This window comes from Peribacillus sp. JNUCC 23 (assembly GCF_053653995.1).
This window is the reverse complement of the sequence record NZ_CM132202.1, coordinates 3654093-3672526: the sequence shown is the minus strand read 5'-3', so window position 1 is coordinate 3672526 and position 18434 is coordinate 3654093. Positions and strand designations below refer to the sequence as shown.

The window sequence follows — 18434 nt, the reverse complement described above, 5'->3', positions numbered from 1 at the left end:
CTCAGACCGTCAAATCATTTTCTGATTTTATGTGAATCGCTTCTTGTAGAAGCCGTTGGAGGATAGCAGCAAAAACGGCGATAACCAACGAAGCAAAAATGATGATGAGTCCCATTAATCCAATAGGAGGGTCAACTTTCTTCGCTATAAAATGAAAGAGTGGCAAACCTAATACATACAAACCACTGATTGTAATCGCACAGCACTTTATGTTCTTTAACGCCTTTACAGATAATTCCGAGAACGCGGTGCCCTCGTCAATGTACCGTAATAGATTGAAAGCCTGATAGAGAGCAAAGTAAAAAGGCACAGCCGCTCCGTACATCACGATGAAAACGAGATATTTCATTGAGGCAATATTTGGATACAAATTTGCTGCGAAATTCGCCATATGAGGCACTAAAAATATGCACAATGCAAGAACTGAGATTCCCATAAAAATAACAGCTAGCTTTAAAAAGAGTGTCGTAACTTGTTTCATAAAAAGTACCTCGTTAATTAAATTTTTTCAAACCGTTAATCATTTTTTGACTTAATATCTGGGACATTTTTCAATGGCTTTTGAAGGGTATCCACAATGGCTGCGATGATACTTGTTGCTAAAATACCCATTAGACTTAGTGATATAGGACCTGCTGGGTCGTCTCCTGTGATTTTAGCAAGCACCTTTAAGCTTACTATTCCTAACAGAATGAGGAAAATGACTGTAAAAGCACATTTTTTTATAACCTTCAAAGATTTAAGGGATAATTCAGAGAAAGCATTGTTTTTTTCGATATAGGTTAGTAGTTTAAATGCTTGATACAACGCAACAGAAAACGTAATACAGAATCCATATGCACATACTAAAAAGGGGATTAGGAAATAAGCCGTATCTGGATGTACCTTTGCATCTTTAATGGTTATCTCAGGCAACCAATAGATACATAAAGCAAGCATCGCAATTCCAATCAGAAAAATAATTACCTTTAAGAAAATGGTTGAACCTTGTTTAACATTCATTTAAAGCACCTCACGGATTTAATAATAAAATGACTTTAACACATAATTTATTGTTTTACAATAAACTCATATCGTTTTTAATTATATTATTATTGTTATTATTATATCCTTTTAATTTTGACAAAAATAAAAAGCATTTCTCATTACAAAGAAATGCTCTTATTTTAAAATGTTAAATTTACAACTTGTTCAACAAAACTTCCCAATAGTTTAATAAAGTAAATCAACAACGAAAGATAACAGAACCTACTTAAAATAAATAATATCCTTCATCGTAAATTGTTTATCGGCAATTCCCAATCTTTGAGCTGGTGTAGCCTTCACTTTATCCCATGAATTGTATGGCAAACACCAAACAATACGTCTCCAAACACGGAACGAGGAAAAGACATTATCTTCAATGAAGCAAGAGGAATCAATTTTCATTTATTTGTAAGGAAATACAAAATGATTGATAAGAAAAGAGAACCTTTTATTTATATTGGTAAAGGAAATGCAGTTGAATATGAGGGAGAGAAGCCAATAACGGTGAAAATTAAATTAGAGCATGAAATCCCTGAAAACTTGTATAAGGAATTCATGATAAAAATATAGTCTTCTCAGTTGAGAAGACTAATTTTTTCAGTAAGTAATTGTTCAACGGCAGGTATATCTGCTGGTGCCCATTTTAATGAAGCTAAATTATCTCTTTTTAGCCAGATGAATGTAGAGTGTTCGTTTGGAAGGGGTCTTCCATCAATAATTTTGCATTTTATGGAGAGTAAATGAATAATAAAGGTTTCATATTCATGAGTATGATCATTAAAGAGTTCTGCTGTTTCGATTTTGCATGATAATTCTTCATCAATCTCACGTACTAATGCAGAATAAATATCCTCATCCTTCTCTACTTTGCCGCCTGGAAATTCCCACATATTTGGAAGAGACATTTCGGGAGATCTTAAAGCACAAAGGATTTCATTTTGATCGTTCTCGATGATTGCTGCAACTACCTTAACTACTTTTTTCATAGAAACCTCCACTAAGTGTTATTTTGTTATCATATCATGTTTAATCGGATGATCCCAAATAGTTTGGATACTAGTTGCATACATAGAAGTAGCAATGAATTTACGCTTCTTTCTTTGATTGTGGTAGAAAAGAGAATAATGTTATAGTTTTTTTTGTTAAACTACTTGTTCGGTGAAGTGTCCTAGAAGTGATAGAAAGAATGAAGAGCACTAAATGAAGAAAGTACATTGAGAAACGTGAGAGGAAACCTTTTGAGGAGTTGTTAGAGTGCATGAAGGGTGATCAAATTTGAAATATTTTGATAGCCATCTGGTAATGATAAACTTACAATCGGGTAATGGATAATATAATTTTATGATAATATTGAAAAGGCTTTCAAAAGATGATATTATAATCACGTAAACGTTTTCGTTATTTTATTTTACGAAGTAGGTGGGAGTATGGCGTATACCATCAAAGATGTAGCGAAAAAAGCAGGTGTGTCTATAGCAACTGTTTCTAGAGTTCTTAATAATCAACCTGGTTTTTCGGAAAAAACAAAAAAGAAGGTTCAACATGTTATTGAAGAACTGGGGTACGAACCAAATGCTGTAGCAAGGGGTTTAATCAATAATAAGACACATACAATAGGGGTGCTCTTTCCTGAATTATCCAGTATGCTGGTAACAGATTTCTTAAACGGTATTGAAACGATGGCCCATGAACTTGGCTCAAGTGTAATTGTCTGTCATACCGAGGCTGATGGTGAGAAAACAATGAAGTACCTTCAGTTATTAAATGAAAAAAGAATTGATGGTATAATTTTTGTAAGCGCAATCTTAAAAGAGGAGTATTACAATTATATAAGAAAAATGGGCATTCCGATGGTTCTCTTATCTACAGAATCTTATTCTTACCCAGTACCTTATGTAAAAGTGAATGATCAGCATGCTGCTTATTCAGCAACCAAATACCTACTTAATAAAGGGCATAAAAAGATAGGGATGATTAGCGGTAACAAAGATGACCTAATTGCTGGTAAGCCACGAATTATGGGATTTGAAATGGCTCTTAAAGATCAGGGTATCGCTTTTACAGAGAATAATATTATCTATAGTAAGGGATTCGGTTTTCAAGATGGATTAGATGGCATGGAGAAGCTTATGAAGCAATCACCTGAAATATCCGCTATCTTTGCGGCTAGTGATGAAATAGCCTTTGGAGCATTGTCTTTTGCATATCAACATGGAATAAAGATTCCTGACGATGTATCGATAATTGGGTATGATAATTTGAGTATTGCAGAAATGGCTATTCCACCGCTAACCACTGTTGGACAACCTTTAATTAAAATGGGGAAGACAGCAGCAAGTATGCTTTTTGAAATGCTTGAATCTGGAAATGTTTTTGTTGAGAATCGGATTTTACCACATGAAATTTTGGAAAGGGAAACGGTAAGAGAAAAGCGTTAAACTTTTCTTTTTACTCTTTTACGTAAACGTTTACGTTGGGTGGAAATTATCAATCTCACATTTGGAGGGAATATTATGTTTAAAAAAATAACTACAGGTATCGCTACAATCGCTTTAGGAACTATCATTCTAACTGGCTGTTCATCCTCTGATTCAAGTGATGGTGTTAAGCTAGAGCTTTTTTCGAATAAATCAGAGAGTATTGATACATATAAAGAACTTATAAAAGAATTCGAGGCAGAAAATCCTGATATTAAAATAGAATTTAATTCACCGCCAGAAGCTGAAACGGTGTTAAAAACACGTCTAACTAAAAATGATTTACCAGATTTGATGTCTATTGCTGGTAATGCCACATATGGTGAATTGGCGCGTGCTGAAGTTTTAAATGATTTCACTGACTCAGATTTAGTTAAAACTGTACAACCTTCATATATTGATATGATAAACCGTTTGGTTGGTTCAGAAGTAGAAGGCGTATATGGTCTTCCGTATGCAACGAATGCAAATTCTGTTATTTATAATAAACAAAAATTTGCTGAACTTGGGCTTGAAGTTCCAACTACTTGGGATGAATTTATCGCATTACTTGAAAAGGTAAAAGCAACCGGAGAGACACCTATTTATTTCACATTAAAAGATGCATGGACTGGAATGATTAGTTGGAACTCGTTAGGTGCTAACATTGCGGGTGAAGATTTTGCTGAAAAGAAAAATGCAGGCACAACTTCATTTGTCAAAAGCTATGATGAGGTTGCTGATAAAATGTTGAAGCTTATCTCATATGGTCACAAAGATAATATGGGCGTTGCTTACGGCGACGGAAATAATGCATTTTCAAAAGGGGAGGCAGTCTTGTATATCCAGGGTAACTGGGCGATCCCTGAAATCTTAAAAGCAAATCCGAATATCGAACTTGGTGTTTTCCCAATGCCTGTCAATAATGATCCAGCACAGAATAAATTGGTTTCTGGTGTTGATGTCTTACTGACGATGAATAAGGAAACGAAACATAAGGACGAAGCCATGAAATTTATTGAATTCATGATGAAAGAAGAAATCTCTCAAAAATACATTAATGAGCAGAAGGCTTTCTCAGCTATTGCAAACGTTTACCAAGAAGATTCTGTTTTTGAAGGGATAAAAGGAAACTTTGAATCAGGTACAATTACGAGTTTCCCTGATCATTACTATCCAGCGGGAATGGGTGCGGAAAACCTTGTTCAGGAATTCTTAATTAAACAAGATAAAGCTGTCTTCCTGAAGAAAATGGATAAAGAATGGGAAAAAGTGGAGAATCGTTGATTTCTAGATGATGAGGATGGCCCATAAAAAAGGAGCAAACCCCTTTTGAGTCATTCTCATCTTCTAAAAAAGGAGATGTCATCATATGAAGAAAAACCATGTATTCATGGCTATTGCATTGCCTGCTCTTGCTCTTTTCTTTATTTTCCATACGTATCCTGCTTTGCAAGGAATTTTTTATAGCTTTACAGATTGGAAAGGGTATGGAAGTTGGAATTTTGTTGGGATAAAGAACTACCTGAATGTCTTTAAGGACAACCGTGCAGGAGCAGCCTATATTTTTACCTTTCAATTTGCCATTGTTACTACGATTGTTGTAAATATTATTAGTTTGCTCATTGCTATTGGCCTTAATTCTAAGATTAAATTTCGAAAGACGCTTAGGGCCATCTATTTCTTACCCTATATCTTAAGTATTCTGATCATTGGTTTCATTTTCAACTTCATTTTTGCTCATTTCCTACCACAAATCGGAACAGTACTGGGTTCAGAATTACTCTCTAAAAATATTCTTGGTGATCCGAATTTAGCCTGGATTGGTATCGTCATTGTTGCCGTTTGGCAGGGTGTTGCCTTTAATACCCTTATTTATTTAGCTGGGCTGGTCACGATTTCAGAAGACTTATATGAAGCAGCGAGTATTGATGGAGCTGGTATCTGGACGAAGTTTTGGAAGATTACATTTCCAATGATTGCTCCTTTCTTTACGATCAATATGGTGTTATCGATGAAAAACTATTTAATGGTATTTGACCAGATTGTCGCTATGACAGGCGGAGGACCTGGTAAATCAACAGAATCGATATCTTTGCTCATTTACCGCGGAGGATTTGAAGGTGGCCAATTCGCCTATCAATCTGCCAATGCTGTCGTGTACTTTGTCGTCATTGTCATCATTTCTATTATTCAACTTAAAATTTTAAATAGAAGAGAGGCGGCTAACTAATGACTCGCAAGAAAACAAACTGGATAATTACCGTTCTCTTAATTTTAGGTTCACTTTTTATTCTTTTCCCAATATATTTAGCGATTACGATTGCTTTTAAAACACCTCCAGAAATGGCAGGGAATTTACTTGTACTTCCGAAGTCTTGGTCATTTGATAACTTTAAACAAGCCATTGAAATGACGAATTTTTTCAATGCCTTTAAGAATAGTTTTTTTATTACATTCTTTGTGGTGATTTTTACGGTTTTAACCAATTCCTTAGTAGCTTACGCCATTGCAAGAAATTTGCATAAGAAGTTTTATAAAACATTGTACTTTTATTTTCTTAGTGCCATGTTCATCCCGTTTCCCATTATTATGCTCCCGTTAGTTAAACAAACAAGTGCCTGGGGAATGGATAATTTAGTTGGTTTAATTGTTTTATATGTTGTATTTAATTTATCATTCAATGTATTTATTTATATCGGGTATATAAGGTCCATACCGGTTGAATTGGAAGAAGCAGCGATTATAGATGGTGCAAGCACATGGGGCGTATTCTGGAAGGTCATCTTCCCATTATTGGCTCCGATGAATGCAACAGTAGCTATTATTACTTGTCTTGGTGCGTGGAATGACTTTATGCTCCCGCTCGTGCTTTTAAGTGACCAAAGCATGGCAACATTGCCACTTGTACAGTACATTTTCCAATCACAATTTAGTACGGATTATAATTTAGCATTCGCATCCTATTTAATGGCTCTTGCTCCGATGATTCTAGTGTATGTCTTTGCTCAAAAATGGATTATTAGTGGAGTTATGAGAGGCTCAATTAAATAGAGTGTATTCTAGCATATTGGAGTGAAAAACTTGGAAAAGTCATGGTGGAAAGAAAGTGTTATTTATCAAATCTATCCTCGAAGTTTTAAGGATAGTAATGGGGATGGAATCGGCGATATTAAAGGAATAATTGAAAAACTCGATTATTTAAAAAAACTAGGGGTGGATGTGATTTGGTTATCACCGGTGTATAAATCACCTAATGATGACAATGGATACGATATTAGTAATTACCAAGATATTATGGATGAATTTGGAACTTTAGAAGATTGGGATCAATTATTACATGAAATTCATTCACGGAGCATGAAGTTGATTATGGACTTAGTGGTAAACCATTCTTCAGATGAACATGCTTGGTTTACAGAATCTAGAAAATCAAAAGATAACCCATATCGTGACTATTATATTTGGCGTCCTGGTAAAGATGGCAAAGAGCCTAACAATTGGGAATCTGCATTTAGTGGTTCTGCATGGCAATATGATGAAGATACTGATGAGTATTATTTACACTTATTTAGTAAGAAACAGCCCGATTTAAACTGGGAAAATCCTACTCTACGGAATGAAGTATACAAAATGATGGCTTGGTGGTTAGATAAAGGAATCGACGGATTCCGCATGGACGTGATTAACTTTATTTCTAAGGTGCCTGGCTTTCCCGATGCGGCGAATCCAGAGGAAAAAGCCTATGTGGGTGGCGGACAGTATTATATGAATGGCCCTCGTATTCATGAGTTTTTACAAGAAATGAATAAGGAAGTGCTATCTAAATATGACATTATGACGGTCGGTGAAATGCCAGGTGTTGATGCTGAAGAGGCAAAGCTTTATACAGAACAAAACCGTGGGGAATTGAACATGGTGTTCACGTTTGAGCATATGGATCTCGATTCAGGCCCTAATGGAAAATGGGATCTAAAGCCGCTCAACCTTCTTGATTTAAAAGAAAACATCACGAAATGGCAAACTGGTCTTCATGGTGTCGGATGGAATAGCTTATATTTAAATAATCATGATCAGCCCCGGATGGTTTCTCGATTCGGAAATGACCAGGAATACAGGAATGAATCGGCTAAAATGCTGGCAACCTTCCTTCATATGCTTCAAGGAACTCCTTATATTTATCAAGGGGAAGAAATCGGCATGACGAATGTTCGTTTTGGAACAATAGATGAGTACAGGGATATTGAAATCTTGAATATGTACAAAGAAAAAGTGATAGATGGCAATATGGATAAAAACAAGGTATTGGAATCGATTTACGTAAAAGGAAGGGATAATGCAAGAACCCCTATCCAGTGGGATGATACAGATCATGGAGGATTTACTAGCGGTCAGCCATGGATCAAAGTAAATCCGAACTATAAGCAAATTAATGCTAAGCAGGCTATACAGGATCCAAATTCTATTTACCACTATTATCGTAAGCTAATTAGATTGCGCAAAGAAAATGAAATCATTGTGTATGGAGAATATGAGCTAATTTTGGCTGAACATGAACAGATCTTTGCTTACACGAGATCATATCAAGAAGAGAAACTTCTTATTGTGACGAACTTTAGTGAAGAGCAAGTGGAATTTGTTATGCCAAAGGATTATACGTTTACACCGAATGAGCTGCTCATTAGCAATTATGTTTTAGAAGAAACAGAAGCGAAACGAACATCGTTTACATTAAGACCATATGAAACAAGAGTGTACAAAGGGTATTAGGAGTAAAATTATGAATAAAACTTGGTGGAAAGAAGCGGTCGTTCATCAAATTTATTGGGGAAGTGATGTAAAAGTAGCAGTGACTACTTCTGATAATCAACTGCTATATAAATCATTAGAAGAAGTATAGCCATTTCATTGGTCCAAAGCTTATCAAGATCTTCACAACTAAGGAGCTTTCGTTGAACAAACTGATATAAAATTTTGTACCTACACGTGTCCTGCAATGCTTGTTCCCAAACACAATATTTGCCTTGGGAAATTATAGTCGGTATACTTCTACATATATATCGTTGAAGGAGAGATTCCATGAGCAACTTAATCAAGAAGCAATTTGAACTGACAAGAGGATATTTCATTAAAAATGCGGAGTCCTTATCTAATCAGGTAATGGACGTGCAACCAGCAGGCTTTAATAATACGATTCATTGGCAGATTGGCCATGTTCTGATTTCTGCAGAGTCGCTTTTATTAGGCTTCCCGCAAAGCGGGAGTCTACCAGCTAATTATGGGGAGTTGTTTGGAACCCGTACTAAGCCAAGTGATTGGCAAGGTGAGGTCCCGACTGTTGAAACGTTAATTGAACAGTTGAAAGAACAACTTACTCGTCTTACGGCGATCCCGGATGCTCGTTTTGAAGAAACGCTGCCAGAACCATTTTTAGGAATGTCTTCTGTTGGTGAAATAGCCAACTTTGTAGCGTTTCATGAATCGCTTCACTTAGGACAAGTTCAAACAATGAAGCGTTTGATCGAAGCTTCATTATAATGATTTAACCGGTTAAGAATAAATTCTTAACCGGTTTTTTGGTGACGGCAGAAGCATTTTTTAGAATACTTAAATTTGCAAAGTGAACTATATACGTACAATGAAATGGATTAATATTGTACTAACACTACGTGAAGGATGTTTATTCTTATCAGTAACATTTAAACTATTGAATTTTAGTAAAATAATATTGAGAACGTTACGTCAAATCTATTAACAGGCAAGTTACATATTTTCTAAAATAGATTGGTATATTATTCTAATGGCTTCTTCTAGCTCATTTTGACTCATTGCTAAAACAGGCATAAATGTTAATACTTGATCTAATTGGCGGATGATCAGTCCTTTTTGACGTGCAGCTAAGACAATGTTATCCAGTTTATTTTCTTGAATTGGGAAAATAGTTTTCGTTTCTTTGTTTTGTACAATCTCTATTCCAACCATTAATCCTCGTTGTCGAATGTCCCCTACAATGTCTAGCTTATATAATTCTTGTAATTGTTCTTTTACGAATGAAGCATTCACTTGAACTTTTTCGATTAATGCTGTTTCTTCCATTAATTGAATATTTTTTAGTGCAACGGAACAGCTTAGTTGGTTACCGGTGTATGTATGACCATGGTAAAACGTTTTATGCTCCTCTTTATCTCCTAAAAAAGCATCAAAAATCTTTTGACTTGTAATCGTTGCTGCGAGAGGCATGTAGCCGCCAGTTATTCCTTTTCCTACACATAATATGTCGGGTACAACCTCTTCTTGTTCACAGGCAAACATTGTTCCGGTGCGTCCAAAGCCAACAGCCACTTCATCACAAATGAGGAGAATATTATATTTTCTACAAAGATTTTCTACACCTTTTAAGAAACCAGATGGATGAGTAATGATTCCCGCTGCTCCCTGTACTAAAGGCTCAATGATTATCCCAGCTATTTCATCGGCTTTTTCTTGAAGTAAGCTTTCTAACCGCTGTAAGCAGAAATTCTTAACATCTTCGGCATGATCAAATTCTGTCATTCGATACGTGTGAGGTGTTGGTAATGAGACACGTTTGAAAAGCAATGGCTCAAAGATGCGATGATATAAATCCATACCACCTACGCTGACGGAACCGATTGTGTCACCATGATACGCATCGTCTAAGGAGATAAATGTATGTTTATTTTTATATTTTTCAAGATTGGTATTTTGCCAATATTGATAAGCGATTTTTAAGGCGATTTCAACGGAAGCAGAACCTGTATCAGAATAGAAGACTTTACATAAGTTGCCTGGTGTGATTTCTGCTAATTTCTTTGCTAGTAGAATAGATGGAACATTGGCAGAACCTAATAAAGTAGAATGAGCGATTTGATGTACTTGATGGATCAGTGCTTCATTTAACGCAGGAACATTATGTCCATGGACATTTACCCATAGAGAAGCATAGCCATCTAAATATTTCTTGCCTTCAATATCATACAAATAGCTACCTTGTCCACTTTCAATAATCAGCGGTTTATTTTGTTGATACATTTTCATTTGAGTAAATGGATGCCAGACATATTCTTTATCCCAGTTTTCTAAATTTTGTACTTCATCGTGTTTCATAAAGGAAAACCTCCTTGATTTGCTTCTTGAATGATTCGGATTGTATACAGCTTTCACAATAGCGCTCTAATTCATTTTTGACATCTTCAAAAAAAGGAATAGCTAAAGCAGGCAACTGAACGATTCGCTTTAAGGTCTCGACATTGTCCAGATGAATGATGTTCGTTTCTTCAAATCTATTGAAAAGTAATAATTGAATAGGGATTTCATAATGGTTAGCATATTGGTTAGTTGTTAAGACATCATGAATCGAACCAAGACCGCTTGGACTAACAAGAATAGTAGGCATATTCGCGTCTTTAATAAAATCTTTTGTCATGTAAAAGTCATCTTCTCGTTCTATTAAAGGAACGGCTAATCCTCCAGCTCCTTCGACTAAGACGATATCATTCGTTTGTTCTAATTCTTTCAGTCTTTGTAAAACAGCTTCGATGTTCACTTTGGCACTTTGTAGCTTAATCGCTAGATGAGGAGAAGTTTCAGGTTCCAAGGCATAAAACCCCGCATTGCCAACACCAATGACCGACTGGAACCAATCTAAATCAGGATAAGTTTGTGTTTCTTCAATTAACCCTGTTTGAAACGGTTTAAATACGGTTGTTTTCAATCCAAGCTTGTTTAATGAGTAATATAAGAAACCGGTAGTGATCGTTTTGCCAATATCTGTGCCTGTTCCTGTAATAAAGAATGATTGACCCATCTTTCATGCAGCTCCTTGCTTAATAATGGTATTTTTTAATCTTGGACGCACTTTAGCAATGATAGCAGCACTCATCGCAGCTAATAATAGATCACCGGGAGCAGGTAAATAGAAACCAAATAACAATGTTTCATGAAGAGAAAGAGGTTTTTCAATCACCCATTTCATTGCTCCATAAAGCCAAATGCATCCAAAGAAGTACACAATGAGGAGGGTACTTAAGTTGGCGAAGAAAATAGAATAGATTCTTTTTAAGTTAAACCTTTGTATAAACCAGCCATTTGCATAGGCACCCAATATAAAACCGATTAAATAGCCAAATGTCGGTTTGAGAAGATAGCTGGGTCCGCCTCCTTCTGTAAAGATTGGTAATCCGACTAATCCGATTAACACATAGCAAAGTTGACTTAAACTGCCAAGCTTAGGCCCTACTAGGGCACCAGCAAGATAGACAGATAAAATTTGTAGTGTAAAAGGAATAAAGGGAATAGGAATTTTAATGAATGCCCCTATTGCGGTTAAGGCAGCGAATAATGCTGCGAACGCTATGGTTGTATTTTTCACTATTTCACCTCGTTTATTTTTTTACTTGAATATTATTCTGCATGATTTATAATTCTATTGTCAACCTATTTTATTTTTAGGTTAACATTAAAAAGATTCTACAGAAAAGAGGAGAAATGGATATGATAAAAGAAATGGAGCTACAACAATTAGCGGAGCGAGTAATAAGTGGGGAAGCAGTGAGTAAAGAAGAAGCCCTGTCTCTTTTGCAAATAGAAGATACCAAGATTTTAGAATTAATGAATGCTGCTTATAAGATTCGGTATCATCACTATGGAAATAAAGTTAAATTGAATATGATTATTAATGCAAAGTCAGGTCTTTGTCCTGAAAATTGTGGATACTGTTCACAGTCAATCGTTGCAGAAACACCGATTGACAAATATGCCTGGCTAACGAAAGAGAAAATTATTCAAGGTGCAAAAGAGGCTATTTATCGTAAAGCGGGTACATATTGTATTGTTGCTTCTGGAAGACGTCCTACTAATAAAGAAATTTCCCATGTTGTTGACGCTGTAAAAGAGATTCGAGAAACGACAAATTTAAAGATTTGTTGCTGTTTAGGGTTCCTGAATCCAGATCATGCGAAAGCTTTAGCAGATGCGGGGGTTCATCGTTACAATCACAATGTCAATACACATCGTGATCAGTATGAGGAGATTTGTACAACACATACGTATGACCAAAGAATAGATACTGTACAGCAAGCGAAAGAAGCGGGAATATCCCCTTGTTCTGGTGCTATTTTTGGAATGGGGGAAAATGAAGAGCAGCGAGTAGATATCGCCTTTGAATTACGTGATTTAGATGCTGATTCGATACCTTGTAACTTTCTCGTGGCAATTGAAGGAACACCATTAAGTGAAATGAAAGAGTTAACACCGATAAACTGTTTAAAGATCATTGCGATGATGCGATTTGTAAATCCAACGAAAGAAATTCGAATTTCTGGTGGACGGGAAGTGAATCTTGGTTTTCTTCAGCCGTTAGGCTTGTTTGCAGCTAATTCGATTTTCGTTGGGGATTACTTAACGACAGAAGGTCAGCAACCATTAGATGATTGGAGAATGATTGCGGAATTAGGTTTTGAAATCGAAGAATGTGCTTTGTAATAGACTCTATTAAAATGATTATGAATTTTCTCGGAAATTTTGCTATTCCGAATAACGATCAAAGTATTGATTATTCATAAGCGAACGCGTACTATTTGTTCATACCAATTGAATCAAGTTATAAATACTTCTTGTATATTATCAGTAATATGGTCTGATCGTCTCTACCTAGTAGCCGTAAAATACTAGACTACAAGAAAGTTTGAATTAATGTAGATTGGAAGAACCATGTAGTGGATGAGTTTTGTCTATGTCATATATCTCTTCCTATGAAGCTCTTATTTTTCATTCTTTCTGTTGATCAGAATATATGAAAAGTAAGAGCTTTTTTGTTGTTTGGCGTATAAAGGGGTTTTTAGTTGTGGATAATTATAGTAGTGTTTCTACATCCAAATCCAGTACCTTAGCCTTTAATGAGTTGCATCTTTTGTGAAATCAATGAATGATTTTGTAAAAATGGTATATATGCAATCGTGAGGCGAATACGCTGTTAATCTTGTTGAAATCCACATCTAGGAGCTGCTTTCATGTACTTTTTGTTAAATCTATTAGGCGTTTTTGTTGTCTTAGGCGTCGTGTTCTTGTGTTCTCCAAATAAGAAAGAAGTGAAATGGAGACCGGTTATTTCACTCATTGTAGTCGAATTGCTTATTACATGGTTTATGTTAGGAACAACAATAGGGAGCTGGGTCATTACTAAAATTGCCTCATTCTTTACGTGGTTAATTGCCTGTGCAAGTGAAGGAATAGCCTTTGTTTTTCCATCGGTTATGGCAAATGAAACAGTAGACTTTTTCTTTAGTGCATTGTTGCCTATTATTTTCGTTGTTACTTTCTTTGACATTTTATCTTATTTTGGCATTTTAACGTGGATTATTGATAAAGTGGGCTGGGTGATTTCTAAAGTGTCACGCTTGCCCAAACTAGAAAGCTTTTTCTCGATTCAAATGATGTTTTTAGGAAATACCGAAGCGTTAGCTGTCATTCGTGATCAGCTATCTGTTTTAAAGGACAATCGTTTGCTTACCTTTGGAATTATGAGTATGAGTAGTATTAGCGGATCGATTATTGGTGCCTATTTATCAATGGTCCCGGCAGAATATGTCTTTACTGCGATACCTGTAAACTGTTTAAATGCACTTATTTTAGTTAGTATTTTAAACCCAATCCATGTACCAAAAGAGGAAGATATTATTTATGTACCGCCAAAATCGGAGAAAAAGGATTTCTTCTCGACGATTTCGAATAGTATGTTAGTCGGTATGAATATGGTTATCGTTATATTAGCGATGGTGATTGGCTATGTCGCTCTTACAGCTGGCCTAAATGGAATTTTGGGTGTTATTGTAGATGGTCTGACGATTCAGAAAATCTTTTCAGTCATTTTTAGTCCATTTGCCTTTTTACTTGGTTTGACAGGGCATGATGCTATGTATGTCGCACAGTTAATGGGAATTAAATTGGCGACGAATGAATTTGTGGCCATGATGGATCTAAAGAGCAACTTAGATACACTGCCACCACATACGATTGCGGTTGCAACAACGTTCTTAACATCATTTGCGAATTTTAGTACAGTCGGTATGATTTATGGAACGTATAATTCGGTATTATCAGAAGGAAAATCAGCGATTATCGGTAAAAACGTCTGGAAGCTTCTCGTCAGCGGCATTGCGGTTTCCTTATTAAGTGCGATGATTGTCGGCTTATTTGTATGGTAATAAAGCAGTAATCAAGAGGATGTCCCAAAAGATCTGACCTCACAGTCTATCCATCGTTTATTATGCATATAGAGATAAACGGTATAAAGTAGATGTGGATCTGGTCTTTTGTAATGGGACATTCCTTTTTTATAGGAAAAAGTTAATTATGAGTCCTAGAATGTTTGTTTCCCCGAACTACGTACGATTATTACCAACGATAGAATTCTTTTTTGTAATCAATAGTTCTTTCTTTTTTCTTCCAGGCTGTATTTAATGTATGATTAATCATGTATTTCAAATAGGAAAGGCTTGATTTAGATGGGATTGACAAAGAAAAAACGGGTAGTAAAAGAAGTTCAACAATTAATTATGATTACAATTGGTGCGATTATTGCTGCTGTTGGGCTTGAATTATTTTTAGTTCCGAATGATATTTTAGACGGTGGGATTATTGGTCTTTCGATCATTACAGCGGAATTAACTGGTTTAAACATGAGTTTATTTCTCATTATTTTCAATATACCATTTCTTTATATCGGTTATAAGAGAATAGGTACGAAATTTACCCTTCATACTTTATATGGCGTTATTGTTTTATCTATATTTACTTCTTATTTGCATCATTTTGAGCCTTTTACAGATGATTTATTTTTAGCAACGGTAGTAGGTGCAGTCATACTAGGAGCGGGTGTTGGTTTAGTTATTAGAACGGGTGGTGCTTTAGACGGTACAGAAATTATTGCCATTCTTGTAAGCAAGAAACGACCTGTTTCAGTCGGACAATTTGTCATGATTGTCAATGTATTTATTTTTGTCCTTGCTGCCTTATTAGTATTTAGTTGGGAAACAGCTATGTACTCTATTATTACTTATTTTATTGCTTATAAAATGATTGATATTGTCGTTGAAGGTATGGAAGAATTAAAATCAGTAACGATTATTTCTGATAAACCAGAAGAAATTGCAAATTCCTTAATACAGGAATTAGGTCGCGGCATTACGTATATTCATGGTGAGGGTGTTTATAGTAACGAGCCCAAAAAGATCATATATACGATCGTATCTCGGATCGAATTATCTAGTTTACGTACCATTGCTCAAGAAATAGACCCGAAAGCTTTAATCGCCATAGAGAATGTTGCTGATGTTTCAGGTAGTAACTTTAGGAAAAGTTCGGCTCATTAAAATGAACGAACTTCTTATTATCGCAGATCACGAAGACAATGTTTACGGTTAATCGGTTTAAACGCAAGACAAAATCAGTGTATTGTCGCGAGTTTGATTGAAAGAGCAAAGGACCAAGCAAAAACAGAGGGCACTGTAAAAGTCCCCTCCGAATAGAAAAAGGTGTAATCCTTCATTTTGCGAAGAGATTATACCTTTTTTCTGTATAATTAGAGTATCAATTTTATATGGGGGGTACGATGATACAAACACAACAATCTATGATATTCAGTCCGTTTTTGGTCATTTATAACACCTCAATGGACGTATACTATTTAAAACCATAAATGTAGCAGGATTGTTATTCCAAATTACTGTGAAAATCAATAAAATGATAAACAAATCCTATTTTATATATTCATTACTCACTAATTGATCTTGGATGACATCAGTTGGAATAATGAATTCCACCACACCCATAAAACCAGGAGAAACCTCATATTTATCAAATGAAATAACTAACTTCCCTTGATTATTTATATAAAAGTTTTGCTCTTTACCTATTTTTTCAAATGAATCGAATACTTCTTCACCGATCCCACTTACCCAATATGACACTTCAGGGTTCGCTTTCATTTGTGCTCTCATTTGTTCTTTTATATTTTCACTAATTACATCCACATAATCCTCATCTTCAAATAGACTTGGTAGATTTATTAGAATTTGGTTTTTTTTATCAATCGTATCAAATTTCATTGTCGTTGATGAAGAGCCTACCGTATTCACATTATACCTAGCGATTGAAAGAAGTTGTTCGTTGTCTGTTTTAATTTCATAACCACTATCTATACCTAAATGGCCACCTCCACTTTTCTTTACCTCTTCCATGTCTTTTAAAAATTCTTGATATAATTTTTCATTTTCTTGTAAATATTTTTCGTTTAAACTTTTTTCTAAATCTTTATTGTCTAAGTTGGTAACTGCAGGTACTTTAATATTTGCATTATAAGTATCCTCATTAACTCTATACTCTCTAAACGTAATTAAGTTTACCATTTTACCTAAAACTGGAATATCGGAAAAGGCATGTGCAATAGTTGAACTTGTGTTCACACTCGAAATAAATAAAATAGCTGCAACTGCAATTCCTATATACATTTTTTTAGGTTTTCTTTTCTTTTCTTGACGTAGTGCTTGCTTAACCACTGTGTGTAATTCTTCTGGGATTTCAATATTTTGATATTCTTTTATCAGTTGTTTCATTCTATTCATACCTTTGATCCTCCTGAATTCCATCTTCTAATTCTATTCTTAATAGCTTTAGCGCTCTATATAATCTCGTTTTAATGGTGTTAGCATTTTCCTCTAATACCTTGGCTATTTCTTCGATCTTCAGATCTTCAAAAAAGCGAAGAAAAATAATGGCATGATAATTATGCGGTAGCGACTCGATCGCATTTTTCAAATCTAGATTCTCATATTTATCTGTACCACCTAGTAAATGTTCAATGGCTTCACTTTCCATTGGATGTACTTTTTTATGCTTTCTGATGCTATCAATCGAAGTATTTATTACAATTCGATACATCCAGCTTTTAATTACTGACACATCTTCAATCTTGTGAATTGAACATAGCCCTTTTCGAATAGACTCCTGAACCACATCTAAAGCATCTTGTTGATTTTTCACATAATTATAGGCAAAACGGTATAAGTTCGCTTCATTTTCAGTCACGAATTGAATAAATGCTTTTTCTATTTTCCTTTTTTTGAACATTATTTTACTCCCTTGCTGTGTATCAATTTTGAATACAATACTAAAACGTCGTTCTTCTGCAAAAAGTTTTAATTAATTAAATTTTTTTTCATAAACTTTGTTACTATAGAAACGTAACAATAAGTTATCTGTGAATTAATGGAGCCTACTGCGATTGAATATTGCGAGAAGAAGGTTCGAGACCTATCACTATCTAAAATCGAATAATCATCTTGAATCGTTAACGATTGATGTTGAAAAGCTAATTCTTCTGCATGTTTGAGAATTTCATAAATCCCGCCTATTTCTTTAATAGATCCTGATATAGGAAGGTGACTATCACAATTTAGTAATAATTCCCCTAATATAGGTTGTTGCTAATTCTGTTCTAAGGATTGTTTCGAGGCAGGAACTCTCCCTAAAGGAGATTCTATGATACCATTCGTTCCTTTTGTTTCAGGGGAAACCTTGGCGATATATAGAGCAAAACGTTTAAACTTTTCCTCTGCATTTCTTACATCTTCTTGAGTAAGGGGGGATCCCGATTGAAATTTTTCGACATTTGGATTACATTGTTGTAGTGCTGCCGCCCGAAATCACTATTGAACGTACTTGACCTTGTAACAAACTTTCATAATTTTCTTCAACAAAAAAACAGAAGCCTATTAGCCCCTGTTCCTACCTACTTTAACAAATCTGGCAGTATACGTGATATTGGTGATCTGCTAAGGCACAATCACCAATATCTTCATACATCTCATTAAGATAACCTGCCACCCGATTATGAATCTCATATAGGGGTACCGTCGCATGCCTATCAAACTAGTA

18 protein-coding genes, 1 pseudogene and 1 riboswitch are annotated in these 18434 nt (G+C 35.2%); of the genes and pseudogenes, 10 read left to right on the top strand and 9 right to left on the bottom strand.

The window, feature by feature from the left end:
• Window position 1: 1 nt before the first annotated feature.
• Both JNUCC23_RS17500 and JNUCC23_RS17495 read right to left on the bottom strand, forming a co-directional pair.
• On the bottom strand, window positions 2–481 hold the full coding sequence (locus tag JNUCC23_RS17500) for a DUF2975 domain-containing protein (protein ID WP_454212677.1): 480 nt from the start codon (window positions 479–481) through the stop codon (window positions 2–4).
• Window positions 482–516: 35 nt separating this feature from the next.
• A complete protein-coding gene (locus JNUCC23_RS17495; RefSeq protein ID WP_454212675.1) occupies window positions 517–1002 on the bottom strand; it encodes a DUF2975 domain-containing protein in 486 nt (161 codons plus the stop codon).
• 336 nt (window positions 1003–1338) lie between these two features.
• On the opposite strand from JNUCC23_RS17495, the gene JNUCC23_RS17490 reads away from it, so the two are divergent.
• Window positions 1339–1596: a DUF3427 domain-containing protein gene (locus JNUCC23_RS17490; protein ID WP_454216121.1), complete on the top strand. Its 258-nt coding sequence runs from the start codon at window positions 1339–1341 to the stop codon at window positions 1594–1596.
• A gap of 5 nt (window positions 1597–1601) precedes the next feature.
• On the opposite strand, the gene JNUCC23_RS17485 is transcribed toward JNUCC23_RS17490, so the two are convergent.
• Window positions 1602–2012 (bottom strand): (deoxy)nucleoside triphosphate pyrophosphohydrolase, encoded by a 411-nt coding sequence (locus JNUCC23_RS17485; protein ID WP_454212673.1) that lies wholly within the window; start codon window positions 2010–2012, stop codon window positions 1602–1604.
• Between the two features lie 441 nt (window positions 2013–2453).
• Here JNUCC23_RS17485 and JNUCC23_RS17480 point away from each other — a divergent pair, with 441 nt between their 5' ends.
• The 6 genes from JNUCC23_RS17480 to JNUCC23_RS17455 all read left to right on the top strand — a co-directional run bounded on the left by JNUCC23_RS17480 (window position 2454) and on the right by JNUCC23_RS17455 (window position 9020).
• Window positions 2454–3464: a LacI family DNA-binding transcriptional regulator gene (locus JNUCC23_RS17480; RefSeq protein WP_062176312.1), complete on the top strand. Its 1011-nt coding sequence runs from the start codon at window positions 2454–2456 to the stop codon at window positions 3462–3464.
• 75 nt (window positions 3465–3539) lie between these two features.
• Window positions 3540–4769 (top strand): ABC transporter substrate-binding protein, encoded by a 1230-nt coding sequence (locus JNUCC23_RS17475; RefSeq protein WP_454212671.1) that lies wholly within the window; start codon window positions 3540–3542, stop codon window positions 4767–4769.
• Window positions 4770–4854: 85 nt separating this feature from the next.
• Entirely contained in the window at window positions 4855–5715 is an 861-nt protein-coding gene (locus JNUCC23_RS17470; RefSeq protein ID WP_454212669.1) for a carbohydrate ABC transporter permease, read from the top strand.
• Complete coding sequence (locus JNUCC23_RS17465; RefSeq protein ID WP_062176321.1) at window positions 5715–6536, top strand: carbohydrate ABC transporter permease; 822 nt, start codon at window positions 5715–5717, stop codon at window positions 6534–6536. Before JNUCC23_RS17470 ends, JNUCC23_RS17465 begins: the two co-directional genes overlap by 1 nt.
• A gap of 30 nt (window positions 6537–6566) precedes the next feature.
• Window positions 6567–8252: a glycoside hydrolase family 13 protein gene (locus JNUCC23_RS17460; RefSeq protein ID WP_454212666.1), complete on the top strand. Its 1686-nt coding sequence runs from the start codon at window positions 6567–6569 to the stop codon at window positions 8250–8252.
• 309 nt (window positions 8253–8561) lie between these two features.
• Complete coding sequence (locus JNUCC23_RS17455) at window positions 8562–9020, top strand: DinB family protein (protein ID WP_403068595.1); 459 nt, start codon at window positions 8562–8564, stop codon at window positions 9018–9020.
• A 225-nt stretch (window positions 9021–9245) separates the two neighbouring features.
• Here JNUCC23_RS17455 and bioA read toward each other — a convergent pair whose 3' ends face one another.
• The 3 genes from bioA to JNUCC23_RS17440 are packed head-to-tail and all read right to left on the bottom strand — an operon-like array spanning window position 9246 to window position 11871.
• Window positions 9246–10607 carry an adenosylmethionine--8-amino-7-oxononanoate transaminase gene (bioA, locus tag JNUCC23_RS17450; protein ID WP_454212664.1) on the bottom strand — a complete coding sequence of 454 codons (1362 nt, stop codon included), beginning with the start codon at window positions 10605–10607 and terminating at the stop codon, window positions 9246–9248.
• Window positions 10594–11307: a dethiobiotin synthase gene (gene bioD, locus JNUCC23_RS17445; RefSeq protein WP_454212662.1), complete on the bottom strand. Its 714-nt coding sequence runs from the start codon at window positions 11305–11307 to the stop codon at window positions 10594–10596. Before bioD ends, bioA begins: the two co-directional genes overlap by 14 nt.
• Window positions 11308–11310: 3 nt before the next feature.
• Complete coding sequence (locus JNUCC23_RS17440) at window positions 11311–11871, bottom strand: biotin transporter BioY (protein WP_454212660.1); 561 nt, start codon at window positions 11869–11871, stop codon at window positions 11311–11313.
• Window positions 11872–11993: 122 nt separating this feature from the next.
• Between JNUCC23_RS17440 and bioB the strand changes: the two genes are divergently transcribed.
• The 3 genes from bioB to JNUCC23_RS17425 all read left to right on the top strand — a co-directional run bounded on the left by bioB (window position 11994) and on the right by JNUCC23_RS17425 (window position 15871).
• The gene (gene bioB, locus JNUCC23_RS17435; protein ID WP_403068605.1) at window positions 11994–12983 is read left to right on the top strand and encodes a biotin synthase BioB; all 990 of its coding nucleotides are present in this window, start codon (window positions 11994–11996) and stop codon (window positions 12981–12983) included.
• Window positions 12984–13094: 111 nt separating this feature from the next.
• A riboswitch (purine riboswitch) is annotated at window positions 13095–13196 on the top strand.
• 314 nt (window positions 13197–13510) lie between these two features.
• A complete protein-coding gene (locus tag JNUCC23_RS17430; protein WP_403068608.1) occupies window positions 13511–14704 on the top strand; it encodes a nucleoside transporter C-terminal domain-containing protein in 1194 nt (397 codons plus the stop codon).
• Between the two features lie 300 nt (window positions 14705–15004).
• Window positions 15005–15871: a YitT family protein gene (locus JNUCC23_RS17425; RefSeq protein ID WP_062176345.1), complete on the top strand. Its 867-nt coding sequence runs from the start codon at window positions 15005–15007 to the stop codon at window positions 15869–15871.
• Window positions 15872–16255: 384 nt separating this feature from the next.
• On the opposite strand, the gene JNUCC23_RS17420 is transcribed toward JNUCC23_RS17425, so the two are convergent.
• The 3 genes and pseudogenes from JNUCC23_RS17420 to JNUCC23_RS17410 all read right to left on the bottom strand — a co-directional run.
• A complete protein-coding gene (locus JNUCC23_RS17420; RefSeq protein ID WP_454212657.1) occupies window positions 16256–17122 on the bottom strand; it encodes a DUF3298 domain-containing protein in 867 nt (288 codons plus the stop codon).
• The gene (locus JNUCC23_RS17415) at window positions 17115–17627 is read right to left on the bottom strand and encodes a sigma-70 family RNA polymerase sigma factor (RefSeq protein WP_454212655.1); all 513 of its coding nucleotides are present in this window, start codon (window positions 17625–17627) and stop codon (window positions 17115–17117) included. Before JNUCC23_RS17415 ends, JNUCC23_RS17420 begins: the two co-directional genes overlap by 8 nt.
• 140 nt (window positions 17628–17767) lie before the next feature.
• Window positions 17768–18175, bottom strand: a pseudogene (locus tag JNUCC23_RS17410) (D-serine ammonia-lyase); the annotation flags it as partial.
• Between the last annotated feature and the right edge of the window lie 259 nt (window positions 18176–18434).